This is a genomic window from Chryseobacterium sp. DT-167 (genome assembly GCF_058310155.1).
The window spans coordinates 39,318-62,578 of the sequence record NZ_JBZEEQ010000011.1 but is presented as its reverse complement, the minus strand read 5'-3'; the positions used below and the strand labels follow the sequence as shown (position 1 = coordinate 62,578).

Annotated in this window: 23 protein-coding genes; 10 read left to right on the top strand and 13 right to left on the bottom strand. The window is 34.4% G+C overall.

The genetic code is table 11. The features are described from left to right. The first annotated feature begins 14 nt into the window (after positions 1 to 14). Positions 15 to 3,728 carry a metallophosphoesterase gene (locus tag AC4FQ5_RS14670; protein ID WP_491144485.1) on the top strand — a complete coding sequence of 1,238 codons (3,714 nt, stop codon included), beginning with the start codon at positions 15 to 17 and terminating at the stop codon, positions 3,726 to 3,728. Between the two features lie 140 nt (positions 3,729 to 3,868). On the opposite strand, the gene AC4FQ5_RS14665 is transcribed toward AC4FQ5_RS14670, so the two are convergent. From AC4FQ5_RS14665 to ruvX, 6 genes are all read right to left on the bottom strand, one after another. Beyond that, positions 3,869 to 4,741: a hypothetical protein gene (locus tag AC4FQ5_RS14665; protein WP_491144483.1), complete on the bottom strand. Its 873-nt coding sequence runs from the start codon at positions 4,739 to 4,741 to the stop codon at positions 3,869 to 3,871. Between the two features lie 5 nt (positions 4,742 to 4,746). Further along, positions 4,747 to 5,826, bottom strand: coding sequence for an FUSC family protein (locus tag AC4FQ5_RS14660; RefSeq protein ID WP_491144481.1), 1,080 nt, complete (start codon positions 5,824 to 5,826; stop codon positions 4,747 to 4,749). Continuing rightward, positions 5,827 to 6,594 carry a nucleoside triphosphate pyrophosphohydrolase gene (gene mazG / locus AC4FQ5_RS14655; RefSeq protein ID WP_491144479.1) on the bottom strand — a complete coding sequence of 256 codons (768 nt, stop codon included), beginning with the start codon at positions 6,592 to 6,594 and terminating at the stop codon, positions 5,827 to 5,829. Positions 6,595 to 6,717: 123 nt separating this feature from the next. Then, the gene (locus tag AC4FQ5_RS14650) at positions 6,718 to 7,281 is read right to left on the bottom strand and encodes a DUF5606 family protein (protein WP_491144477.1); all 564 of its coding nucleotides are present in this window, start codon (positions 7,279 to 7,281) and stop codon (positions 6,718 to 6,720) included. A gap of 81 nt (positions 7,282 to 7,362) precedes the next feature. After that, positions 7,363 to 7,935 (bottom strand): peptide deformylase, encoded by a 573-nt coding sequence (def, locus tag AC4FQ5_RS14645; protein ID WP_491144475.1) that lies wholly within the window; start codon positions 7,933 to 7,935, stop codon positions 7,363 to 7,365. After that, complete coding sequence (gene ruvX, locus AC4FQ5_RS14640; protein ID WP_491144473.1) at positions 7,932 to 8,348, bottom strand: Holliday junction resolvase RuvX; 417 nt, start codon at positions 8,346 to 8,348, stop codon at positions 7,932 to 7,934. Before ruvX ends, def begins: the two co-directional genes overlap by 4 nt. A 115-nt stretch (positions 8,349 to 8,463) precedes the next feature. Here ruvX and AC4FQ5_RS14635 point away from each other — a divergent pair, with 115 nt between their 5' ends. Next, complete coding sequence (locus AC4FQ5_RS14635; RefSeq protein ID WP_491144471.1) at positions 8,464 to 8,946, top strand: SixA phosphatase family protein; 483 nt, start codon at positions 8,464 to 8,466, stop codon at positions 8,944 to 8,946. A 417-nt stretch (positions 8,947 to 9,363) separates the two neighbouring features. On the opposite strand, the gene AC4FQ5_RS14630 is transcribed toward AC4FQ5_RS14635, so the two are convergent. Beyond that, a complete protein-coding gene (locus AC4FQ5_RS14630) occupies positions 9,364 to 10,905 on the bottom strand; it encodes a serine hydrolase (protein WP_491144469.1) in 1,542 nt (513 codons plus the stop codon). Positions 10,906 to 10,984: 79 nt separating this feature from the next. Between AC4FQ5_RS14630 and AC4FQ5_RS14625 the strand changes: the two genes are divergently transcribed. The 4 genes from AC4FQ5_RS14625 (at position 10,985) to AC4FQ5_RS14610 (ending at position 13,502) form a co-directional block, all read left to right on the top strand. Then, positions 10,985 to 11,482, top strand: coding sequence for a metallophosphoesterase family protein (locus tag AC4FQ5_RS14625; RefSeq protein ID WP_491144467.1), 498 nt, complete (start codon positions 10,985 to 10,987; stop codon positions 11,480 to 11,482). 118 nt (positions 11,483 to 11,600) lie between these two features. Next, on the top strand, positions 11,601 to 12,095 hold the full coding sequence (locus AC4FQ5_RS14620) for a DUF8465 domain-containing protein (RefSeq protein ID WP_491144465.1): 495 nt from the start codon (positions 11,601 to 11,603) through the stop codon (positions 12,093 to 12,095). An 18-nt stretch (positions 12,096 to 12,113) separates the two neighbouring features. After that, the gene (locus AC4FQ5_RS14615) at positions 12,114 to 12,830 is read left to right on the top strand and encodes a DUF3822 family protein (RefSeq protein WP_491144464.1); all 717 of its coding nucleotides are present in this window, start codon (positions 12,114 to 12,116) and stop codon (positions 12,828 to 12,830) included. A 72-nt stretch (positions 12,831 to 12,902) separates the two neighbouring features. Beyond that, on the top strand, positions 12,903 to 13,502 hold the full coding sequence (locus AC4FQ5_RS14610) for an RsmD family RNA methyltransferase (RefSeq protein ID WP_491144462.1): 600 nt from the start codon (positions 12,903 to 12,905) through the stop codon (positions 13,500 to 13,502). 100 nt (positions 13,503 to 13,602) lie between these two features. On the opposite strand, the gene murI is transcribed toward AC4FQ5_RS14610, so the two are convergent. The 6 genes from murI to AC4FQ5_RS14580 all read right to left on the bottom strand — a co-directional run bounded on the left by murI (position 13,603) and on the right by AC4FQ5_RS14580 (position 20,479). After that, a complete protein-coding gene (gene murI, locus AC4FQ5_RS14605) occupies positions 13,603 to 14,433 on the bottom strand; it encodes a glutamate racemase (protein ID WP_491144460.1) in 831 nt (276 codons plus the stop codon). A 42-nt stretch (positions 14,434 to 14,475) separates the two neighbouring features. Next, on the bottom strand, positions 14,476 to 16,071 hold the full coding sequence (locus tag AC4FQ5_RS14600) for a DUF4139 domain-containing protein (protein ID WP_491144458.1): 1,596 nt from the start codon (positions 16,069 to 16,071) through the stop codon (positions 14,476 to 14,478). 38 nt (positions 16,072 to 16,109) lie between these two features. Further along, positions 16,110 to 17,234, bottom strand: a complete 1,125-nt coding sequence (gene hemW / locus AC4FQ5_RS14595; protein WP_491144456.1) for a radical SAM family heme chaperone HemW — start codon at positions 17,232 to 17,234, stop codon at positions 16,110 to 16,112. 51 nt (positions 17,235 to 17,285) lie between these two features. Beyond that, a complete protein-coding gene (locus AC4FQ5_RS14590) occupies positions 17,286 to 18,236 on the bottom strand; it encodes a PorP/SprF family type IX secretion system membrane protein (protein ID WP_300354316.1) in 951 nt (316 codons plus the stop codon). 51 nt (positions 18,237 to 18,287) lie between these two features. Further along, positions 18,288 to 19,352 (bottom strand): RluA family pseudouridine synthase, encoded by a 1,065-nt coding sequence (locus AC4FQ5_RS14585; protein WP_491144454.1) that lies wholly within the window; start codon positions 19,350 to 19,352, stop codon positions 18,288 to 18,290. Positions 19,353 to 19,423: 71 nt separating this feature from the next. Then, on the bottom strand, positions 19,424 to 20,479 hold the full coding sequence (locus AC4FQ5_RS14580) for a PASTA domain-containing protein (protein ID WP_491144452.1): 1,056 nt from the start codon (positions 20,477 to 20,479) through the stop codon (positions 19,424 to 19,426). Positions 20,480 to 20,632: 153 nt separating this feature from the next. Between AC4FQ5_RS14580 and AC4FQ5_RS14575 the strand changes: the two genes are divergently transcribed. The 4 genes from AC4FQ5_RS14575 to AC4FQ5_RS14560 all read left to right on the top strand — a co-directional run bounded on the left by AC4FQ5_RS14575 (position 20,633) and on the right by AC4FQ5_RS14560 (position 23,224). After that, positions 20,633 to 21,622 (top strand): D-alanine--D-alanine ligase, encoded by a 990-nt coding sequence (locus AC4FQ5_RS14575; RefSeq protein WP_491144450.1) that lies wholly within the window; start codon positions 20,633 to 20,635, stop codon positions 21,620 to 21,622. Positions 21,623 to 21,690: 68 nt separating this feature from the next. After that, a complete protein-coding gene (coaD, locus tag AC4FQ5_RS14570; protein ID WP_491144448.1) occupies positions 21,691 to 22,158 on the top strand; it encodes a pantetheine-phosphate adenylyltransferase in 468 nt (155 codons plus the stop codon). A gap of 30 nt (positions 22,159 to 22,188) precedes the next feature. Continuing rightward, positions 22,189 to 22,557, top strand: coding sequence for a four helix bundle protein (locus tag AC4FQ5_RS14565; RefSeq protein ID WP_491144446.1), 369 nt, complete (start codon positions 22,189 to 22,191; stop codon positions 22,555 to 22,557). Between the two features lie 34 nt (positions 22,558 to 22,591). Beyond that, positions 22,592 to 23,224: a trimeric intracellular cation channel family protein gene (locus AC4FQ5_RS14560; RefSeq protein WP_491144444.1), complete on the top strand. Its 633-nt coding sequence runs from the start codon at positions 22,592 to 22,594 to the stop codon at positions 23,222 to 23,224. The last annotated feature ends 37 nt before the right edge of the window (positions 23,225 to 23,261 follow it).

Below are 23,261 nucleotides of genomic sequence, written 5' to 3'. Positions count from 1 at the left end.
CTTAATGTAAATGTATGAATTTATCCTTTAAATTTGATCGAAAAATATTCTCGGCAATTGTGAGAACTGTCCTTCTTTCCGGATTTTTGTTTTCGTGTGCAACCTATAACGTACAAAAAGGAAAAAACTTGCATGAAATACAAAATTCTGATGCAAAAACTGAAAATGATTTTAAAATTTTCCTCGTAGGTGATGCAGGAAATGCCGATGAACCGCAGGCGCAGCATACTTTAAATTTTATAAAAAATAAATTAGATTCTGCTGATAAAAACTCCATGCTTTTGTTTTTGGGAGACAATATTTATCCGTTGGGAATGCCGAAAGAAAGTGATAAAGGTTATCCTTTAGCCAAACAAAAACTGGAAAACCAATTAGCCATTACCAAAAATTTCAAGGGGAAAACATTGGTCATTCCCGGAAATCACGACTGGTATCACGGTTTGGAAGGTCTGAAAGCTCAGGAAGAATTTGTAAAATCTTATCTGAATGACAAAAAAGCTTTTTTACCTAAAAATTCCTGTCCGATTGACGATATTAATTTAACCAAAGACATCAAACTCATCGTTCTTGATTCTGAATGGGCTTTAATCAACTGGGACAAATATCCGGGAATCAACAAAGGTTGCGACATTAAGACGACCGCAGATTTTTATGCTGAGTTTAAAGATTTAATTACAAAAAATCAGGATAAAAGAATTATTGTTGCTTTACATCATCCCGTGATCAGCTCGGGTGTACATGCTGGTTTTAATTCGGCTAAATCTCACCTTTCTTCATTTCATGGAAAACTTCCTGTTCCCGGAGTTGCAAGTCTGATCAATGTTTTGAGAAGTTCTTCCGGAGCGAGTATGGAAGATATTAGCAATGCACACTATGCAGAATTTGCCAACAGAATCAAAAGCATTATTCAGGATAAAGAAAATGTCATTCTGGTTTCAGGTCATGATCATAATCTGCAATATCACGAAAACAAAAATATCAAACAAATCATCAGCGGCGCAGGTTCTAAAACAGATCCGGCAACGATTGTGGAGAAGACCGACTTCTCTTCCGGTGGAAGTGGTTTTGCTGTTTTAAATCTAAGAAAAGACTTAAGTTCGGACGTTGAATATTTTTCGACTAAAAACAATAAACTTGAGAAACTGACACAAATTGCAGTCATTTCAAAACCTGATGAGTTTAAAAATAACTATCCAGATACTTTACCCGCAACTGTAACAACAACAATTTACTCCGAAAGACAAACAAAAGCTGGGAAATTTTACCGGTGGCTTTGGGGAAATCATTACAGAAGATATTACGCACTTCCGATTGAAGCGAAAACAAAAAACCTTTCAGATATGAATCCCGGATATTCTCCTGTCAGAGAAGGGGGTGGAAACCAGTCAAACAGCCTTCGTTTGAGAACCAATGACGGACAGGAATTTGTGATGCGGGGAATCAAGAAAAGTGCAGTCCGTTTTCTAAATGCTCAGGCTTTCAAGAAAAACAGTTTTGGAAGCGAACTCAACAATACGTTTCCCGAAAGGTTTTTACTCGATTTTTATACTACCAATCATCCTTTTACAGGATTTGCGGTTAATAATATGATTGACAAATTAGGAATTTTCCACAGCAATCCTGAATTGTATTACATTCCGAAACAAAAATCATTAGGACGATACAATCAAAACTACGGTGATGAACTGTATATGATTGAAGAACGTTTTTCTTCAGATCCGAAAACTTTACAGTCATTGGATAATGCTTCAGACATTCTTTCGACTTCAGATGTTCTGAAAAACATGAGAAAAGACGGTAAATATTCTGTTGATCAGGATCTTTACATCAGAGCAAGAATTTTTGATATGCTGATCGGCGATTGGGACAGACACGAAGATCAATGGAAATGGGCAGAATATAAAGTTGGTGATAAAGTGGTTTACAAACCAATTCCCCGCGACCGAGATCAGGCATTCAGCAATTATGATGGTGCAGCTTTTAAAGTGTTGATGAATATTCCGGCAATCCGACATATGAAAACGTTTAAAGACGATATTAAAAGCATTCGTTGGATGAATATGGAACCTTATCCAATGGATTTAATTTTCTTAAAAAATGCGAATCAGGAAGATTGGACGACTCAGGCAAAATACATTCAGGAACACTTATCAGATACTGATATTGACCATGCTTTTGATAATTTACCTAAAGAAGTTCAGGATGAAACTATTACTGACATCCAAAGAAAACTGAAACTGAGAAAAGGTAAACTGGAAGAATATGCGACAAAATATTTTGATGTTTTGCAAGAAAAAATTCCTTTAACAGGAACGGTTAACAAGGATAAGTTCGTCATTATTAAAACCGGAAATTCTGTCGAAGTAAAACAATATCAGTTAGACAAAAATAAAGGTGAAGAGCTGGTTTTTGAAAAGAAATACGACGATATCAAAACTAAAGAACTCTGGATTTACGGTCTGGAAGAAGATGATATTTACGAAGTTTCAGGAGAAGGAAAATCTAAGATCAACATCCGATTAATTGGTGGTTATAATCACGATACGTACAACGTAGAAAATGGAAGTACGGTTAAAATTTACGATTTTAAATCTTCAAAAAATACCTACAACGCAAAATCCGCAACCAAACATATCACCGATGATTACGATGTTAATACCTACAATTGGAAGCACCCGAAATACAATTTCTTTGCAGGATATCCGATGGCGAATTTCAATCCGGATGACGGAGTGATTTTGGGAATCGTTGCAAATTACACAGTCAATAATTTCATCCGTGATCCCTTCACCCAAAAGCATAGTTTCAGTGCCAATTATTATACCGCAACAGGTGGATTTAATGTTGGATATAAAGGGATTTTCAAAAAAGCAATCGCTGGTTGGGATGCAGGAATTGATGCGACTTACACCACTCCGTTTTTTGCGAGAACGTTCTTTGGTTTGGGTAATGAAAGTTTGAATGATGCTGATGAAGATAACCGGGACTACAACAGAGTGCGCATTTCTCAATTTAAATTTGCTCCTTCTATCTCAAAAACAAGCTGGCTGAATCTGAAACATCAGTTCCAGTTGAATTTTGAGCATGCAAAAGTACAGTTCAACGATGACCGTTTTATAGCTGTATCAAAAGATGTTAGCCCAGAAGTTTTTAACGGACAACAATTTGCGGGAGCAAACTATACGTTTAGTTTTAAAAATTTAGACAATAAAGCCTTCCCGACTTTAGGTTTGGAAATGATTTTAAATGCAGGCTGGAAAGCGAATATTTCAGAATTTAATCAAAACTTCGCCAATTTCAATGGAACGTTAAACATCTTCCACAGAATCGATAAAAGAGGAAAATTTGTGTTTGCCAACTCGAGCAACGCAATGATTATCAACAATAATAATTTTGAATTTTATCAGGCTGCAGCCATCGGTGGAAACAATGGAATGCGTGCTTACAGAAATGAGAGATTTGCCGGCAAATCTTATTTCTCCAACAATTCTGAAATCCGTTGGGATTTTGGTCGTGTAAAAAACAATATTGTACCAACCAATATGGGAATTTTAGTGGGTTACGATTTGGGTAGAGTATGGAAAGATGGTGAACAGTCAGACAAATGGCATCAAGGTGTTGGGGCAGGATTCTGGATGAATATTCTTGAAACATTCTCTGCGAGAGTTGATTATTTTATCGGTGAAGATGGCGGAAGAATTTCCGGTGGTGTTGGATTGAGTTTTTAACGGTCACTGAATTCCTTATTCAACTTTCTTAAACTAAATTGGTAGTTTTTAAAAACAAAGTTTGTCATTCTGTAAGAATCTATACAACATTTTAAATAAACTCTTAAGATTCCTCCGGAATGACAAACTAATGTATATTTTTATTTTATAGAAAACTGATAGATATTCCCACCCGTTTTCTTATCCTTTTCATCGGCAATCAATAATGTTTTATCATCAACAAAAACAACCGCTTCCTTTTGCGAATTGTGATTCAATGGTATTTTCTGAATTTTGGCTGAACTAAAATCATTCGCTGTAAATCCGGAAAGTACATTGATATTTTTATGGTTCAGTAGAGCTATCTGATTGTTAGAATTGATGGTAGCTGAAGTAATTGCAGCATCAGTGTAACCACCTTCCAATTTCAGTTTACCTACCAATTTAGCTTCAAAATCACCTTCTTTATTGGGAATCTGGAAAACTAAAAAAGTCCCGTCAAAACCTTTGCTTCTGTTTTTCGTGAACAAATAAAAGTTGCCATCTTTCTCTACAAAAGCTTCACAGTCGTATAATAAATTTGATTTTTTAGGCGGAAATTCAGTCTGTCCTTCATAATGAAATTTCGTTGTCTGAATGACTTTTGTCGATTTCTGAGAATCACTTTTTAAATCTAATTTTAAGATAGAAAGATTCTGTCTGTCGTTTTCGTTATTTCCGAAATCTCCGATATAGATATTTCCGGCTGCATCTTTTGTAATGTCTTCCCAATCATTGTTGTCGGCATTTTCCACCAAAACATCGGTAGTCAAATTTCCTTGTCGGTTCAATCCGTACACCACATTTTTATTTCCTGCGTCTTCGATTGCCCAAATGGTTTTCTGATCCTGCGAAAGAGCAATCCCGGAAACTTCTTTCAATTTTTTGGGTAGAGAAAACTCTGTTTTCAGATCGTCCTGTGATTTTGTCACTGAATCCTGAGCTTTTGGATTACAACTTAATAACATACATGCAAATACAACGAGAATGCGCATAATTTCTAATTTTTTAATTTTTTAAACTGAAAAAAGGAATACCTGATATTTTTCTCCAGCTGATTAATAATTTGCTGATGATGTAGAAAAAATCCGGCTGCCAGTCCCATCAAACTTCCGATAATCGTATCGAGTAATCTCGCCTCCATGAGATTTTCAACTTGATGATGAATGGGACTCCCCGCTTCTATTAAAAGTAAGGTAAGCGGCGTAATAAAAATCACGGCCAAACCATAATTTCTCACAATCATCAATTCTACAATGAACTGTAAAACTACAATAATTCCTATCATTATAATCTTTTCAGGATCAAAAAGTAGAATCAGCCAAGCCAAACCGAGACCGATGAAGGTTCCGAAAATCCTGTGCATATTTCTCTGACGGACATGCTCGAAATTCCGTCCCTGAATAATGGCAACAGTGGAAATGGAAATCCAATACGTATTTTGAAATTTTAAAAGATGGCCTACAATTAAAGTCAGCATCATGATCAAACCAATAATCGTACTTTCTACAAACTTGGTATATCTTCTCTTCTTAAAAACTCTTCGGGGAACACTCACCACCTCACTCTTTTCAACAAAAACGGAATATATAAAAGCCAATGAACATGATAAAATGGCTCCCATTACAACCAATCCAACTCTCGTAGGAATCATTTCCAAATCAAACTGAAAAGTGCTTGCCATCGCAGCAAGCATAATAAAGAAAAAATTTCCAGGTGGCGGAATTTTAAAATAAGAAGTGATGAAATGTGACAGAAAAGAAACAATCCCGAAGGATAAAGCTGCCATATAAATATTAAAGCTGAAAAAAAGACTTATGGTAAAGGAAAATATAATCCCAAAAGCGCAAACTGCCAAATGAATCATTCGCTGACTGATTGGTGCTGTGGTAAAATACAATATCGTCAACGCACCCAAGCTCGAAAGACTTCCGTAGTTTGGTTTTCCGGAAAACCAGCCCAGCAAAAGCGGCGTACCAATGCACAAAGCCGCAAGAAACGGAAAATGCCATTTCCTTTCAGTTTTCTTAATTTCAATCAGATACTGAAATCGGTTTCGTGCAGGATGATTGGTTTTCATTTAATCAAAACGTTTTGCTTTTTCCCAAAGAACATCCATTTCTTCGAGAGACATTTCGCCCAACTTTAAATTTTCTTGTAAAGCTAAATTTTCCATTTTCTGGAACCTTGAAATGAATTTAAGATTGGTTCGCTCCAAAGCTGAATCAGGATTTAAACCTGAAATTCGGGCGTAATTGATTAGCGAAAAAAATACGTCTCCCAATTCCTGTTCTTTTTTATCTAAATCAGTTTCCTCATGAAATTCCTGAATTTCTTCATCTACTTTTTTCCAGGCATCTTCAGCATCATGAAATTCAAAACCAATTCCTTTTACTTTATCCTGAATTCTATACGCTTTCACCATACTTGGTAAACCTTTCGGAACGCCACCCAAAATAGATTTATTGCCTTCTTTGAGTTTCAGTTTTTCCCAATTCTGTTTTACTTCTTCTTCATCTTTCACCTCAACATCACCGTAAATATGAGGATGACGGAAGATCAGTTTTTTATTCAATGAATTGATCACATCAGCAATATCAAAACTTTCTTTTTCTGAACCTATTTTAGCATAAAAAACCAAATGCAGAAGCACGTCACCGAGTTCTTTTTTAATTTCAATTAAATCTTCCTGCAAAAGCGCATCTGAAAGCTCGTACGTTTCTTCCAACGTCAGATGACGAAGCGTCTGAAGCGTCTGTTTCTGATCCCACGGACATTTTTCACGAAGGTCATCCATAATATCCAATAGTCTTCCGAAAGCTTCGAGTTTTTCTTGTCTGGTGTTCATATAATTTAAGAATTGAAATTAATGCAAATTTAGAAGTAATTTTCAGAGTTTCGTAAAAGTGCATAGAAATAAAAAAACCTCATCATTGCTGACAAGGTTTTGTATAGATTCAGATAAAATAAATTATCCCATTTTTCTGTGTGTACTTTTTGTAGCTGCTTTTGCTCCTGAGCTTGCTTTCACCTTAGGAGTTGCAGGTTTGTCAGCTTTCGGTGCTGCTTTTTTCGGAGCTGCTTTATCTGCGGTAATATCTGCTTCTGCACTTTCTCCCTCTACAGTTTCCGGTTCTGCTTTTACGAAGCTTTCTGGTGTAATATATCCTGCTTTGTGAAGAATATTATACCATTGAGCCAATTTTTTAATATCAGAATAGTATACTCTTTCTGTATCATAATTCGGAAGAGATGCTCCCATAAATTCTCTCAATTCTTCGTCAGTAGACTTATGAGAAATTGTTTCTTTGTACTCGTAGTTTTTAGCAATATTTTCAAAAACTTCAAACAAAGGAACTTCTTTGTCGAATGTGAACATAGCAATATTATCCAACAAACTCACCTGACTTGAGTTACCGATGCTTACTTTCTTTTTTGTTGTAACGTCTTCAATAATAAATCCGTTTTTCAATTGCGAAACTAATTTGTAAAGACCTGGTTTACCAGAAATCGAAATTATTTTTTCTAACAGCATAATCTTATTTTTTTAAAAATTTTAGCAATCTGCTCAAGACAAACCGCACTTTATTATTTATTTACTTATTTTCTATTTTTATTACTTCGGAAATCTCATTTTGTAGTTGATTGATACATCACCCTGAGAGATTTTCACCAGTTTACCTTTTACCAGTTTTTTCTTTAAAGAACTTAAATGATCGGTAAACAGCGTGCCTTCAATATGGTCATACTCATGCTGAATTACGCGGGCTCTAATATCGGAAAAAGTTTCTGTATGCTTCACAAAATTTTCGTCATAATATTCTATTACGATCGTACTTTTTCTCTTGACATCTTCCCGCACATCGGGAATCGAAAGACATCCTTCATTAAATTTCCACTCTTCACCCGATTCTTCAAGAATCTGAGCATTGATAAATACTTTTTTAAAGTCTATCAGCTCTTCAGCAATATCTTCATAATCTTCATCTTCTGCCAACGGACTTACATCTACGATAAACACACGGATATCTAAACCAATCTGTGGGGCAGCAAGCCCAATACCATTGGCACTGTACATGGTTTCAAACATATTGTCGATGAGCTCCTGCAAATCAGGATAATCTTTATCTATATCTTTTCCCACTTTTCTCAAAACAGGATCTCCAAAGGCTCTAATTGGTAAAATCATCTTGTTCTTTGTTCTAAAAAATTCTGCAATATGATGGTTGCACTTACTCTATCTATTAATCCCTTTTCCTGTCTCTGTTTTTTGCTCTTCCCGCTTTGGGAAATAAAAAACGAAGCCATTTTTGACGTAAATCTTTCATCAAGACGATGAACCTGAATATCTGGAAATTCTTTTTTAAAACTTTCAATAAATTTTAAAATATCCGTTTCCACTTCAGAAAGATTTCCCCGCAAATCAACAGGAAGACCAACTACAATGTCTTCTACTTTATTTTCGCTGAAATATTTTGTCAAAAATTCCATCAAAAACTTTGTTTCCACAGTCTGCAGTGCGCTGGCAATAATCCTCATATCATCGGTTACTGCAAGACCACAACGAGCCTTTCCGTAGTCTATCGCAAGGATTTGTCCCATAAGTCTGCAAATTTAAGAAATTTTAATGATTTTATTCATAACGCAGTTTTTTTTATAAAATGATGTGACATTCAACGATTTTTTTTTATAATTTTAATATTCCAAACTCAGAACTATGAAGAAACTCATCTTAGTAAGACATGCAAAAAGTGACTGGCCGGAAGAAACGGAAGACTTTGACAGACCTTTGGCTGACAAAGGGTTACAGGATGCTCTGAAGATGTCTAAATTTTTAAAAAACAATAATGTAGCGATTGACTATTTAGTTTCAAGTCCGGCGGTGAGAGCCTTGAATACGTGCAAAATCTTTAATCAGACCTACAGGCTGAATTACATAACAAACGAAAAATTATACAATCCTTCCGAAAATAATTTTCAGTCAGTAATTTATGATTTGAATAATGAGGTCGATTCGGTCGCATTGTTCTCACACAACAACGGAATTTCAAATTTTGCCAATTCGATTTCGGAAGATATTTTTCATTTTCCCACTTGTGGGGTTGCTGGTTTTGAAGTCAATTGTGATTCTTGGTCACAGTTTGATGGAGCCGATAAAAAGCTTTTATTTTTTTATGAGCCGAATAAGATCCAATTATAAATTTATTCTAATGAAAATCCGATTGAATACTTTTATTTTGACAGCAAGCATTTTTTGTTTGGGATACATTCTATTTTTAGTGTATTATTCTTTAAAAATGGAAAAGATCAATGTAATAAATGTATTTGCAGAAATTCTGACAATTCCGATCATCCTTGGAATCATTTTCTTTTTCTTCTTTAATATTTATATTTTAATTAAAAATAAATTTAAATCTGTATCAATAAATATTTTGAGTTTGTGTGTACAGTTAGTCTGCTTTTTAACAATATTTTTTGCTGATTAATAATTTTCAAAGTTTTTTGCTAAAAAAATAAAAAACGGACTAAAGTCCGTTCCTATTGATCATTGAACCATTAACATTTATTAAGTTGGTAAAGTATATCTAAAATGAATGTTAACGGTTCATTTTTTATTTCACTTTCTCTTCAAATCCAGATCATCAAAATCAAAACTAAAATCTGTAATATCAGAAATTGCTTTTATTTTTGCAGATTGAGCTTTTCCGTTTTCGTCATAGTTGAAAATAATATAAGCATCGGCATCGTAGCTTCTGTCGTCCCATCTGATGATGAAAGAATTGTTTGAATAGGGAAGCAATTCGCCTTTTAATCGTGGAGAATTCTGACAGGAAATTCTGTATGTATTTCCTTGCTGAATAATGTCAACATCACCAAACCAGACATCATTGTATTTCCCTACAAACTGTTCTGCTTTTGGCAAAAGGTTTTTTTCTTTTCTGAAAGCATCAGATTTGGCAAACGCTTCTTTTTTCTGCTTATCATATTCTGCATCGGCTTTTTTTATTCTGTCACCGTAAGTTTTCAACCAGTTTCTGTCAGCAATTCCAAGGTAAGAATCTTTTACAGTATTGGTAATTGTATTAAAAGCTGCTCCGGATTGTTGATTGGTCAAAACTACAATTCCAAGTTTCATATCAGGAATCAAAGTAAACTGAGTTACTGTTCCGATCAAACCTCCTGTATGCTGAACTTGTTTATGACCTTTCACATCACTTAAAAACCAGCCCAAGCCATAACCATAAAAACCTGTATCATAAGGGTTTTTCATCGCAACCGGACTTGCAATCTGCAAATTCCAAAGCTGCTGAATTTGTTTATCTGAAACTAATTTCTTTCCTTCTTTAGTGGTGAATCCGTTTAAAAGAAATTCTGCCCAAATTGTCATGTCTTTAATATTACTCATGATTCCACCTGCTGCATTTCCGGTTTCGTTCCAGTCGTGAGGAACTGCAATTGCTTTTCCGTCAACCGGAGCGTGCGCGTCGATTTTGTTGGTAACCGCTTTTGCCCTGTTGTAACTTCCGAAACTTGAATTCATTCCTACGGGTTTCATGATTCTTTGTTCGATAAAATCTGCCCAATTCAATCCCGAAACTCTGTGAATCACTTCTCCGGCAACGATAAACATCACATTATTATAATCTAAAGTTGTTCTGAAAGGATTTTCGGGTTTTAAATATCTTACGTTATGAACAATATCATTGACAGTCAGATTTCCGCCTTCAGGAAAAAACATCAAATCGCCCTGTCCAAGACCTAACCCGGCTCTGTGCGTCACCAAATCCTTAATCGTAACATTTTGAGAAACATACGGATCATACATCTGAAATTCAGGAATATATTTGGAAACTTTGTCATCCCAGTTCAGTTTTCCTTCGTCTGCTAAAATCGCTAAAGCTGTACAGGTAAATGCTTTAGAATTGGAAGCAATGCCTACTAAAGTAGTATCATCCATCGGTTGTTTTGTCGTCAAAGAACGTACTCCAAAACCTTTTGAATAAATAATTTTCCCATCTTTGATGACTCCGACCGACATTCCGGGAACATCGAATGTTTTTAAGGTATTTTGGATCAATTCGTCTAATTTCTTTTCTTCGACCTGAGCGAATGCGATAAAAGAGATAAGAACAAAGAATAGAGATAGCTTCTGCTTCATTTTTTTTAAATTTTTCCAAAGTTAATCAATTCGGTATTATTGAGTAAATTTGCATTTCAAAAGAAATTCTCATTTAACAATGACCAAAATCCTCCTACTCTCCGATTCTCATTCTTACATCGATGACCGAATTTTAGATTACGCTCAACAGGCTGATGAAATTTGGCATTGCGGAGATTTTGGAAGTTTTGAAATCATTGAACAGCTTGAAAAAATAAAACCTTTAAAAGGTGTTTACGGAAATATTGACGGCGCAAAAATCCGTTCAGAATTTCCCGAAGTGACACGCTTTTTTTGTGAAAATGTAGAAGTTTTAATGATTCATATCGGTGGTTATCCCGGAAAATATACACCTTTAGCACAAAAAGAAATCTCTGGAAAAGCACCGAAATTATTTATTTCAGGACACTCTCATATTTTGAAAGCGATGTTTGATCAGAAAAACAATCTTTTACATTTAAATCCTGGAGCTTGTGGAAAACAAGGTTGGCACAAAATGAGAACGATGATGCGATTTGTAATTGATGGTACAGAAATTAAGGATTTGGAAATTATTGAATTAGGAACAAAGATTTAATTATAATTGATAAATTTCCGGCATATTGGAGGAATCTAAATTTATTTTAAAAAATTTTTAGTGCTGAGATTCCTCCGGAATGACAAACTTTAAGTAGATATTTTGTTTAGAAAAAATTATGAAAATAGGCGATAAAGTTTCGGTAGTGGATGAAGATTTGAGTGGAGTAATCACTTCGGTTAATGGAAATATCGTGGTTTTCAAAGACGAATATGGTTTTACTCATCAATATCCGAAAGAAAAACTGGTTCCCAAAAATGCTTCTATCTACGAAAATATAAAAGTAGTACAAAAGGCCGAACCCAGAAAAGTAACTTCTAAAAAACACGATAAACATCCTTTGGTTCTCGACCTGCATTTTCACAATTTAGTCAAAAATCCGAATGACTATGATAGTTTTGAGAGATTATTTATGCAGAAGGAAAAACTGATTCAGACCATTAATTTTTGCCGGAAAAATCATTTGAAAAGGCTTGAAATCATACATGGAATCGGTGATGGTGTACTTCAGAAATTAGTTTGGGACGTCCTTGAAAGTCAAACAGGTCTGGATTTTTACAACAAAGAAATACTTCATCACCAATCGGGTGCGGTAATGGTAGAATTTCACTAAATTTGCAGCAATTGTCATATGAACGTACTAAATTTACTTTTCACGAAAGACGGACTGATCTATCAGATTTCCAAGAATAAAAATGTTTTGGAAGAGAAATCTTATCTGGTTGATGAAGAATCTCCGAAGAATTTTATTGCTCAAAAACTTGAAGAAGTTTTACTGAAACAAAGGTTTGATGAAGTTTCTGTAATCTCAGCATTAAATCATTTTACGCTAATGCCGGAAGGTTTTGCGGAACATGATGCAGGATATGATCTCATTTCTTTCAATGCGCCTGTTGATAAAGAAAATGAAGAACTCATGCTTTCGGTAAATAAAAAATTCAATGTCCAGTTTTATTATACTTTTCCGAAAGATTTTTATCGCAAAATCAAAGACCTTTCGATTCCTGTGAGATTTAATTTCTCGGGAGAAAAGTTTTTAAATTCTATTCATAATAAGAATAAAAAAGAAATTCACATCAATCTTTATCATAATCAGTGCGAGTTTTTTGCCATTGATAACAAGAAAGTAATTTTATACAATAATTTGGATGTCAATTCGGAAGTAGACTTTCTTTATTTCGTGATGTTTACATTAAGCAAAATCGGTTTCGGAATCAATGACACCAACTTTTTTGTTTATGGTGAAACTACAGAAAACGAAACTTTTATTTCAGAACTTCAGAAGTTTGTAAAAAATATAAAGATCGTTTTTGACAACATTCCGAATAAGAATTTCATCCTTAATTAGGTTACAGGATGCAGTTTTTAGAATTTAGTTTCTATTGCTACCTTTTACCTACTATCTAAAACCTAATAAAAAATGTACAGAATAATTGCCGGCAAGTGGAAAGCCAAAAAAATAGCAGCTCCGAAAAATTTTGATGTAAGACCGACCACTGATTTTGCAAAAGAAGCATTATTCAGCATTCTTGAGAACACTTACGACATGCAGTCGATATCGGTTCTTGATCTTTTTGCGGGTATCGGATCCATCACTTTTGAGTTTGCTTCAAGAGGCTGCAAAGATCTTACTTCAGTAGAAATGAATCCTAAACACACATCTTTTTTAAATTCTACAGCTTCAGAACTGGGTTTTAGTTTAAATGTAAGTGTGCAGCGTGGTGATGTTTTTGACTGGCTAAAGAAATTCAGAAATAAAAAATCTTACGAAATCGTATTTTCCGATGCTCCTTTCGAAATGGAAGAAAAAAAATATTACGAATTAATTTCATTGGTTTTAAACAATAAATACCTGAAACCGAATGGTATTTTGGTGATTGAACATCAAAGCAGGTTGAAATTTGATCATCCAAATTTCGTCGATACCAGAAGATACGGAAATGTAAGTTTTAGTTTTTTTAAACCAAATCAGGAAGAAACAACAGATTTAGAAGATATATATAATCAGGAAGAAATATAATTCCTGATTATACTTCTCTATTATTGCATTGTGAGCTGACTTCTCAGAGATAGTTGCGTAATCGTAGAAATCAGTTTCAAAACTCATTTTTTGAGTTTTTTTATAAAACTTTCAATTCTAAATCGATTGTCTTTCCGAAGAACTTTTTTGAAATTTTTTCAAAGTTTTTGGTGATATCTGACAGGTAAAACTGGTACGTTGGTTTCGGGTTATTCTGATTTAATAAATTGTATTTATCGAGAATAATATTAAGATGGTTTGCTACAATATTCGGCGAATCTATTACACGAACACGATTTCCGTAATATTGTTTAATCTCATCAATCAAAAGAGGATAATGGGTACATCCTAGAATCAGTGTTTCGATATTTTTCAATTTAGCATTACTCAGATAATTGTAAATGATCGAATGCGTAATCGGATGATTTTTAAAACCTTCTTCAATCGCCGGAACCAACAACGGAGTCGCCAATTCATCAACCTTGATAAATTTATTATGCTTACGAATGCTTTTTTTATATAAACCTGAATTTACTGTCGCTTTCGTAGCAATTACTCCAACATTCGTATGAATCTCGTAAGCAACCTTTTCAGCGACCGGATTGATCACATCAATTACCGGGACTTTTCCTGCTACAGCTTCCATTACGTCATTTAGAGCATTTGCTGTGGCTGTGTTGCATGCAATTACAATTGCTTTGCAGTTTTGTTCGAGTAGAAAATTGGTGATTTTCGTAGAATATCCTATAATCGCTTCTTTGGATTTTTCACCATAAGGAAGATGTTTGGTGTCTCCGAAATAAATAAGATCTTCATTGGGAAGAAGTCTCTTGATTTCTTTAGCCACCGTTAAACCTCCCACTCCACTATCAAAAATTCCGATAGGCTGCTTTGGTGAAAGATGCGAATAATCCTGTTTTTTAGTTTTCAAACGAATGAAATTTTATGCAAAAATAGTGAATAGAATTTAAAATTAATTAAGATTACTAATTGAAAAATCTTTCGGATATCTTACTTTATAACTTACTCTGAATTTCTTTGTTTCTGATGGTGAAATTTTAACATCCCAAGTCAAATATCCTTTTTCTTTGTCTTGTTCTGCATTATCCGTCTGCAATAATTCTATTTTGACCGACTCGTCTTTACTAAGTGGAAACTGATCTTTTATTTCTATCTCAATAGCCTCTTTTTTATTATTCCTTATGACAATATCGTATGTAATTGTCTTTTCCTGATAAGATGAAAACATTTTCACGCTAGATTTATCATCAATTACCTCTTTTCTGACACTGATTTTCTTATCATCCCCAAGTGTAATACTTAATTCATCAGTTGTCTGATTGGGTTTAATTGTTGTTTCGCCAATATACATATTTTCAAAGACAATATTTGCCGAAGCCGAAATCAGATTATATTTATTAAAATCTTTAATTTTAGCGATTAAGAAAGCATCTTTACTATATTTTGGCGCAACAAAATACTTATAAACTGCGGGAATCTTTTCCTGTTTCAAGTTAATAAAATTTTCCTGATCATTTGAGAGAATATCATAAGGAACGTCAACATCAAAGCTGATATTGAACTGATTTTCAACAGATTTAAAAGCATATCCCATTACCACAACTTCTTCTATTTCTTTGGTTTTTACAGTATCACTTTGAGTGCTATAGCCTCTTATTGACACTTGATCTTCAGCTTTAAAAGAATTTAAAAACCATGGATTTAAAACCGGTGCTGTACTATTTCTGCTTGATCTTCCATTGATTAAAGATAGTTTTACGCCTTTCCAATCGAGACCTGTATCTTGTCTTACTTTTGCTTTAAACAAAACATCCAAAGGCTCAGAAAGTTTATTTCCTCTTACTTCATAGAAAGGTTCCCAAGATGCATTTTCTGCCAAATAACTAATATCTGCTTTCACATTTGTAGCAGAAGAGCTCATTACCTTTAAAATTAAAACTCCGTCTGAAGATGCTTCTTCCATTTCAGAATTGATTTTCAGGCTGCTTCTCAATCGGTTTAGTTTTCTTTGAAAATCTGCATTCTTTTTGTTGATTTGAGATATTGTTGTACTGATTTCCAGCCTTTTGCTCTTGTAATAATCTGCGAGCTGCATCAGTTGAGCGACACTTGATGTATTGCTTCCAACTAGAACAGTTTGATTTTTATCTAAAAGTTCGAGCGTTTTGTTGTTAGCTTCAAGCTCCATACTTGCTTTATAAACAAGATCTTCCAGCAGTGTAATGCTGTCACTAACCTTTTTGATTCGTGGATTTGTATTATCCATATCATAATCAGACGTATAATTATCGGTAAATTGAACTGATAGAATGCTTACATTTTTATTGTTAACACTTACCTGCAATGACTTTTCGAAAATTTCTTCAGAAATATTTGTAATAACGACTTCCGAAGCTCCGGAAGGGATAGAAAAACTTGCTGAATTTTGAAGCTCGGCAGAACTTCTGTAAACATTTACAGCATTAACTTTTGCTTTAACAAATATGGGTTTTTGAGAATAATGTAAAACTCCAAGCAATAATAAAAATAGTAATAAATTTTTCTTCATCGGTTATTATATTTAATTCCAAATATACATTAATGACTTTAAACCTGAAACAAATCCGAAGCAATTCCGTCTGCCATAAACCAATGTTTTTCAGGAATTTTGAGATGATTATTTTCTTTGATCAAAATTCCATCAGCCAATTTTTGTTGAATTTCTTTGTAAAACTGATCTAAAATTTCTTCTTTAAATTTATTTTTCAAACTTTCAAGATCAACACCCCAAGTTGTTCTCAATCCGATCATGATCATTTCGTTAAACTGATCTTTTGGAGAGAGGATTTCGGTTTCTTTAGCCAGAAGATTAGAGCTTAATTTTTTAATGTATTGCTGATTATTGGCGATATTCCAGCTTCTTGCATCAAATCCGTTGTAAGAATGTGCAGAAGGACCGATTCCTAAGTACTCATTATACTTCCAATACGCAGAATTATGCCTTGAATGAAAACCTTTTTTAGCAAAATTGGAGATTTCATAATGCTCAAAATCATGATCTTTCAGAAAATCAATCATGTAATAAAACTCTCTGTTTTGTTCTTCTTCCTTAGGATTTGAAACTTTTCCATTGGCAATCCATTTTTCTAACGCCGTTTTTGGCTCAACAGTCAGCGCATAAGATGAAATATGCGGAACTTCAAGTGCAATGGTTTTATTTAAATTTTGTTTCCATATCTCTAAATTGGAAGTTGGCGAACCGTAGATTAAGTCAATACTTAGGTTTTCAAAGCCAAAATCCTGTGCCCTTTTGATAGAACCTTCGGCATCGGAAGCATTATGTGCACGATTCATCAACCTTAAATCTTCATCAAAGAAGCTTTGTGTTCCAATAGAAAGACGATTGACAGGAGAATTTGACAATTGCTTTAAAAAGTTTTTGTCTAAATCGTCCGGATTTGCCTCTAAAGTAATTTCAATATTAGAATTAAAACTAAAATATTTCAAAACCTCATCAATTAAAGACTTGATTTCATCGCCGGAAAGAATAGAAGGAGTTCCGCCACCGAAGTAAAGTGACTGCAAATTTTTGTTCTGAAGCTCATCTTTGCGGAGAAATATCTCCTTTTTCATCGCAGCAATCATTTCATCTTTAAAATTTAAAGACGTGGAAAAATGAAAATTGCAATAGCTGCACTTCTGTTTGCAGAAAGGAATGTGAATGTAAATCATAAAAAAAGCTCTGAAAAATTCAGAGCTCAAATTTATTTAAATTAAATCAGATTAATATCTAAATCCTCTATGATTAATAAAGTTATCAAAGTTGTAACCTAAACCGATCATGAAGCTGTTTCCACCGTACTCCTGAATGTCAGACATTCCAAGGTTGTAAGTAGCACCCACCATAAATTTGTTGAATCTTACTTTTACGATTGGTGAAATACTCAACTGCTGGTTATCAAATCTGTTCTGAACACCTCTGTAGCTTACCCCAAAAGAGAATGCGTTGATGTCGTTTGAGAAGGTAGCCATCAGGTTTAAATCCATCATTCTTGTAGAATTGGTATTTAAATTGATTAAAGCTGAAGGTGTAATGGCAATATTGTCTGCAATCTTCCAGTCATATCCTAAATTTAAGAAGAATTTGATTGGCGATGGCTCATAATTGTTAACAATAGATTCGTCGTTGCTTAACGCAATATCATTCACGGAAACACCTCCGAATAACCCTTTATATGTAGCAGCTAAACCGAAGTTTGCATATGCCATAAAGATATTACTTTCGTTTCCTTGTAATAATGGATCGTAGCCGTCTTCTGTATTAATTTTAGAATAATCAAAATTCATATTGTAAAAATTAACACTGGTACCAAAAGAAAACTGATCTTTTCTATCCCCTTCACTGCTTAATGGGATAAAGTAAGAAGCTCCCGCTGTAATACCTCCTGCTGATATAGGACCATTGCTATCTCTAAAAACGGAAATACCCGCTCCCACTCTGTCAAAAATATTAGCATTGATTCCCACAGACTGTACGTTTGGAGATTCGCTAAATTTTGAAAATTGTTGTTGATAGTTTAGATTAAGCTGTACATAGTCCGTTTTACCATATTGTGCAGGGTTGAACAGGAACTCACCATCTAATAGATATTGCTGATAGTATGGTAATGATTCTTGTGCTTTGTACGCATTAGACAAAAGAGCTAAACATACGATAGCATATAGTTTTCTCATAACAAATCTTGATTTCAATTCAACAAATATAAAAAAATTCTCAATATATTTTTAGTTTTCTAAATAATTTCTCCATTTTTTTACGGCATCCGCCATATCTTGAGGCATTGGGCTTTCAAAATACAATTCCTTTTTAGTCGTGGGATGTATAAATCCTAAAGTATGGGCATGAAGTGCATGTCTTGGTAAAATTTCAAAAACATTTTTTACAAACTGCTTATATTTTGGTAAATTAACTCCACGAAGAGCGATATTTCCCTCATATCGCTCATCGTTGAACAAAGTATGACCAATATGTTTGAAGTGGGCTCTGATCTGGTGCGTTCTTCCCGTTTCCAATTTACATTCTACCCAGGTCATGTATTTAAATCTTTCCAAAACTTTATAATGCGTTACAGCATGCTTCCCTGCGCTTCCGTCTACATAAGTATACATCTGCATTCTATTCTTGGGATGTCTTCCAATATGACCTGTAATCGTGCCTGTATCTTCTTTCACATTCCCCCATACAAAAGCCCAGTACAATCTTTTGGTTTTTCTTTCAAAAAACTGTTTCGCAAGAAAGCTTAAAGCATATTCGTTTTTAGCAATGACCAAAAGTCCCGAAGTATCTTTATCGATTCGGTGAACCAGTCCGACCCTGTCTAAATCTGATTTTTCTCCTTTCTGATCAAAATGATAAGCCAAAGCATTGACTAAAGTTCCGTCCCAGTTTCCAAAACCAGGATGTACAACCATGCCCGGCTCTTTATCTACGACCACCAAATCATCATCTTCATATACAATATTGATAGGTATATCCTGCGGAATGATCACATTCAGTCTTGGAGGGTGTGCAAGGAGTAAGGAAATCTGATCTCCAGGTTTTACACGATAGTTCTGCTTCACAGGATTTCCGTTGACCACTACATTTCCGGCTCTGCAGGTTTGCGAAATTTTATTTCTTGAAGAATTCTGACGGAAATTTAAAAGAAACTTATCAATTCTTAAAGGCTCCTGTTTGCCATCAACAGTAATATTCACATGCTCATACAAACCTTTATTCTCCTCATCAATATCTATATTGTTGGGATCTAATAATTCTTCGTCTAAAAACTCTTCGTTATCTTCTGTCATTCTATTATTTTTTACGTAAAAGGCTTCAACATTTTAAAGTTGAAGCCTGAATTTTATTATGAAGTCATCTTTTAAATGATAACTTTCTTACCTTTTGGTTTTTCAGCAGCAGGCGTTGTCGGCTTAGCTAAGTTGTCTGGATTGCCACCAGAAGTTTTTGGCTTCGTGTCTGTAGTTTTTGTTGTACTTACAGGCTTAGACGTTGTCGTTGTTGAAGGTTTTGGACTTACTGGTTTCGGAGTTACTACAGGAGGCGGAACATCATTTATCGGCTCATCCTGAAAATTAGGAACTTCTTCGTACCTGATCGGAGGTAATGTCGTATCAATTTTCATTCTGTAGGTAGAATTCAGCTGATCAATTTTATCACGCAGTTCCGCCGGAGTTTTCTTACTGGCCCAGAGATCAATCTGCATTCCCTGATCTCTTACATCACCAGCAGCAGGATCCTGATAATAAACGATATCTGAATCATCTTTACCCCCGTCTTCATAATCAACAATTCCTACCTCAAAGAGATTTCTTGAAATTAATGCTTTCGCTTCTTTTACCGTCAAACCTACAACATTCGGAATGGAGATATTTCTCATCGGTCCTGAACCCACTACAACATCAATGACTGAGAATCTTGGAATTTTTGTTCCCGGACTTAAAGATTGTCCTTTAAATAAAATTCTTAAAACCGCATCTTTCTGAATGCTTGGCTCAAAAATAGTATCTCCCACTTTCAAACCAACCTGATCTAATCTCTGGAATGCAAGACCCGAATATTTATTGATAACGTCTGGTACAGCAACAGGAGCCCAACTTCTTGGGTTAACTTTTAAAGTAATCGCTCTTCCGTCTTTTACACGAGATCCCGGCGCCGGATATACCTGAAGAACCTGAAAAGGTCTGTATTTAGGATTAAAGGTTGCGCTGTCTACTTCATAGTCGAGACCTGTGTCTTCTAAAATTTTGACAGCATCGTGTACAGATTTATTAACAACATTAGGAACAGGAATCTCTTGCCCATGGTTTGTGTGGTACTCCAGCCAACGAAATGTAAGCCATACCAATCCCACGAAAACTGCGATCGCTACTAATAAATTAACTAAAACTTTCCAATTGAAAAGTGATTTAAGCATACTTAAAAATACTTGAATTATAACGGCAAATATAACTAATAATTTTTGATTGCACTTTTTATTTAACAGAATTAGCATTTGTTTCAAATTTTCCGAAATTCAATTCGTGCGTGATATAATTTCATTAAATTTGCCTTAAATGATTAAACGGATATGAGCAAAAAACACGTTGCCGTAGTGATGGGAGGCTATTCTGACGAATACAAAGTTTCCCTGAAAAGCGGACAGTTGATCTACGATTCTTTAGACAGAGATCAATATAATGTATATAAAGTAGTCATTCTTAAAGATGAATGGTATTTTTTAGATGAAAATGAAAATAAACTTCCCATTAACAAAGGAGATTTTTCAGTTAATTTAAATACAAACAATATTTTAAAATTTGACGTCTGCTTCAATATCATCCACGGAACTCCCGGTGAAAACGGAATTTTGCAGGCATATTGGGACGCAATCGGACAAGCTTATACAGGATGTGATTTTTACCAAAGTGCTTTAACGTTTAATAAAAAAGATACCCTGGCCGTTTTATCTAAATACGGAATTCCATCTGCAAAAAGTGTTTATGTAAGAAAAGGTGAAGAAATTAATGTTGATGAAATCATTAAGAATTTGGGACTGCCGGTTTTTGTGAAACCCAATCAATCAGGTTCTTCTCTCGGAATTTCTAAAGTAAAAGACCAGTCTGAACTGGTTGCCGCAACCGAAATTGCCTTTAAAGAAGATGATGAAATTTTAATTGAAAGCTTCCTTGACGGAATGGAAGTTTCTGTAGGTGTCATAGATTTTAAAGGTGAAACCATCGTTTTGGGAATTACAGAGATTGTCCCTAAAAATGAATTTTTCGATTATGAAGCCAAATATGAAGGTGCTTCAGAAGAAATTACTCCCGCAAGAATTGATGCTGAAACCACAAAGAGAGTAGAAGAAATTGCAAAAAGAGCTTACAATTCTCTCGGAATGAGCGGATTTTCGAGAAGTGAATTTATTTTGATGGATGGTATTCCTTATATGCTGGAAATGAATACAAACCCTGGGTTTTCCCCGGCAAGCATCCTTCCTCAACAGGCAAAAATCTACGGAATTTCGATCAAAGATCTTTGCGGAAATGAAGTTGAAAAAGCTTTACAAAAGAGAAAATAGATATTAGAAGTTAGATATTTGAGTAAATAACTCATCATTTCTAACTCATAACTTATAATTAATTACGCATGAAAATTGCCGTTTTTCCAGGGTCTTTTGATCCTATAACATTAGGACATTACGATATTATTGAAAGAGCTGCGGCACTTTTTGACAAAGTGATTATAGCGATCGGACAGAATTCTCAGAAAAAATATATGTTTCCGCTCGAAAAAAGAATGGAATTCATTCAAAATTCAGTCGCAGAATTCCCAAACGTTGAAGTAGATCATTTTGAAGGTTTGACTGTTGATTATTGTTTTGAAAAAAATGCTCAATTTATTCTCAGAGGACTGAGAAATCCCGCCGATTTTGAATTTGAAAAAGCAATTGCTCATACCAATCGTACTTTAGCCCACAAAAAACTGGAAACTGTTTTCTTACTGACCTCATCAGGAAAATCATTCATCAGCAGCAGCATTGTGAGAGAAATCATCAACCACGGCGGAGAATATGAATTATTGGTTCCTGATGCAGTGAGGGTTGAGCATGAATAATTGGTAATAAGTAATTTAAGAATTCATAGTATGGATTTTAATCAAATATTTAGAGATCGTACAAAATATTTTTCGATTTCTATTATCAAATTATTATCTCCTTTACCTTATTCAGATGCACTTTCTATTGTAAGAAAACAAATTATCAGATCTTCAACTTCGGTTGCGGCAAATTATCGAGCGGTCGCAAGAGCAAGATCCGAAAAGGAAAGATTTGCGAAAATCTGTATTGTTGTCGAAGAAATTGATGAAACGCAACTTTGGCTTGAAATAATAGAAGAACTTAAATATTTAAATTTGGAAGAATTATCCAAAATAAAATCAGAATGCGAAGAATTGGTAAAAGTTATGACAACCTACAAATTTAAACTATCTCAAATTTTAAAACAACAATCTTAATTACTCATTACCAATTACTTATTATTCATATTGTATGCACGAACAGTTCAATCTCATCATAGAAATTCTCGGAACGATCTCATTTTCGATGTCGGGAAGTTTTGCTGCGATGCAGAAAAGACTTGATCCGTTTGGTGTGTTGATTATTGCTTTCGTGACATCAGTTGGTGGCGGAACAGTAAGAGATTTACTTTTAGATATTCCTGTTTTTTGGATGCATGATTTGTTGATGTGCGGTTTAATTTTGGCAACGAGTATTTTTTCAATGGTATTTAAATCTATTGAGAAAAATTTTAAAGTCACTTTATTTATTTTTGACAGCTTCGGATTGGGATTATTTACGATTATTGGTGTTCAGAAAGGCTTAAACCTGGATATTCATCCTTTAATCTGCATCGGTTTAGGAACCATCACCGGATGTTTCGGAGGAATTATCCGCGATATTTTACTGAACAGAATTCCTTTAATTTTCAGGAAAGAAATTTACGCAAGTGCATGTATTATTGGTGGTTCAACTTTTTTATTGCTTACACATTTCACCAATCTTTCTTATACTTTCATACAGATTTTCACGATTTTGATGATTGTAAGCGTTAGAACCTTAGCAGTAAAATACCAGTGGCAAATTCCTAAGTTTTATGGATATGAAAGTAATTCTGAAATGTAAATTAACAAAAAAATGCTCCAAACTAATCGGAGCATTT

What these genes read in the sequence shown, in the direction of transcription:
- AC4FQ5_RS14670 (WP_491144485.1), top strand. Translation starts at nt 15, where the DNA reads ATGAATTTATCCTTTAAATTTGATCGAAAAATATTCTCGGCAATTGTG.
- AC4FQ5_RS14665 (WP_491144483.1), bottom strand. Translation starts at nt 4,741, where the DNA reads ATGCGCATTCTCGTTGTATTTGCATGTATGTTATTAAGTTGTAATCCA.
- AC4FQ5_RS14660 (WP_491144481.1), bottom strand. Translation starts at nt 5,826, where the DNA reads ATGAAAACCAATCATCCTGCACGAAACCGATTTCAGTATCTGATTGAA.
- mazG (WP_491144479.1), bottom strand. Translation starts at nt 6,594, where the DNA reads ATGAACACCAGACAAGAAAAACTCGAAGCTTTCGGAAGACTATTGGAT.
- AC4FQ5_RS14650 (WP_491144477.1), bottom strand. Translation starts at nt 7,281, where the DNA reads ATGCTGTTAGAAAAAATAATTTCGATTTCTGGTAAACCAGGTCTTTAC.
- def (WP_491144475.1), bottom strand. Translation starts at nt 7,935, where the DNA reads ATGATTTTACCAATTAGAGCCTTTGGAGATCCTGTTTTGAGAAAAGTG.
- ruvX (WP_491144473.1), bottom strand. Translation starts at nt 8,348, where the DNA reads ATGGGACAAATCCTTGCGATAGACTACGGAAAGGCTCGTTGTGGTCTT.
- AC4FQ5_RS14635 (WP_491144471.1), top strand. Translation starts at nt 8,464, where the DNA reads ATGAAGAAACTCATCTTAGTAAGACATGCAAAAAGTGACTGGCCGGAA.
- AC4FQ5_RS14630 (WP_491144469.1), bottom strand. Translation starts at nt 10,905, where the DNA reads ATGAAGCAGAAGCTATCTCTATTCTTTGTTCTTATCTCTTTTATCGCA.
- AC4FQ5_RS14625 (WP_491144467.1), top strand. Translation starts at nt 10,985, where the DNA reads ATGACCAAAATCCTCCTACTCTCCGATTCTCATTCTTACATCGATGAC.
- AC4FQ5_RS14620 (WP_491144465.1), top strand. Translation starts at nt 11,601, where the DNA reads ATGAAAATAGGCGATAAAGTTTCGGTAGTGGATGAAGATTTGAGTGGA.
- AC4FQ5_RS14615 (WP_491144464.1), top strand. Translation starts at nt 12,114, where the DNA reads ATGAACGTACTAAATTTACTTTTCACGAAAGACGGACTGATCTATCAG.
- AC4FQ5_RS14610 (WP_491144462.1), top strand. Translation starts at nt 12,903, where the DNA reads ATGTACAGAATAATTGCCGGCAAGTGGAAAGCCAAAAAAATAGCAGCT.
- AC4FQ5_RS14600 (WP_491144458.1), bottom strand. Translation starts at nt 16,071, where the DNA reads ATGAAGAAAAATTTATTACTATTTTTATTATTGCTTGGAGTTTTACAT.
- hemW (WP_491144456.1), bottom strand. Translation starts at nt 17,234, where the DNA reads ATGATTTACATTCACATTCCTTTCTGCAAACAGAAGTGCAGCTATTGC.
- AC4FQ5_RS14590 (WP_300354316.1), bottom strand. Translation starts at nt 18,236, where the DNA reads ATGAGAAAACTATATGCTATCGTATGTTTAGCTCTTTTGTCTAATGCG.
- AC4FQ5_RS14585 (WP_491144454.1), bottom strand. Translation starts at nt 19,352, where the DNA reads ATGACAGAAGATAACGAAGAGTTTTTAGACGAAGAATTATTAGATCCC.
- AC4FQ5_RS14580 (WP_491144452.1), bottom strand. Translation starts at nt 20,479, where the DNA reads ATGCTTAAATCACTTTTCAATTGGAAAGTTTTAGTTAATTTATTAGTA.
- AC4FQ5_RS14575 (WP_491144450.1), top strand. Translation starts at nt 20,633, where the DNA reads ATGAGCAAAAAACACGTTGCCGTAGTGATGGGAGGCTATTCTGACGAA.
- coaD (WP_491144448.1), top strand. Translation starts at nt 21,691, where the DNA reads ATGAAAATTGCCGTTTTTCCAGGGTCTTTTGATCCTATAACATTAGGA.
- AC4FQ5_RS14565 (WP_491144446.1), top strand. Translation starts at nt 22,189, where the DNA reads ATGGATTTTAATCAAATATTTAGAGATCGTACAAAATATTTTTCGATT.
- AC4FQ5_RS14560 (WP_491144444.1), top strand. Translation starts at nt 22,592, where the DNA reads ATGCACGAACAGTTCAATCTCATCATAGAAATTCTCGGAACGATCTCA.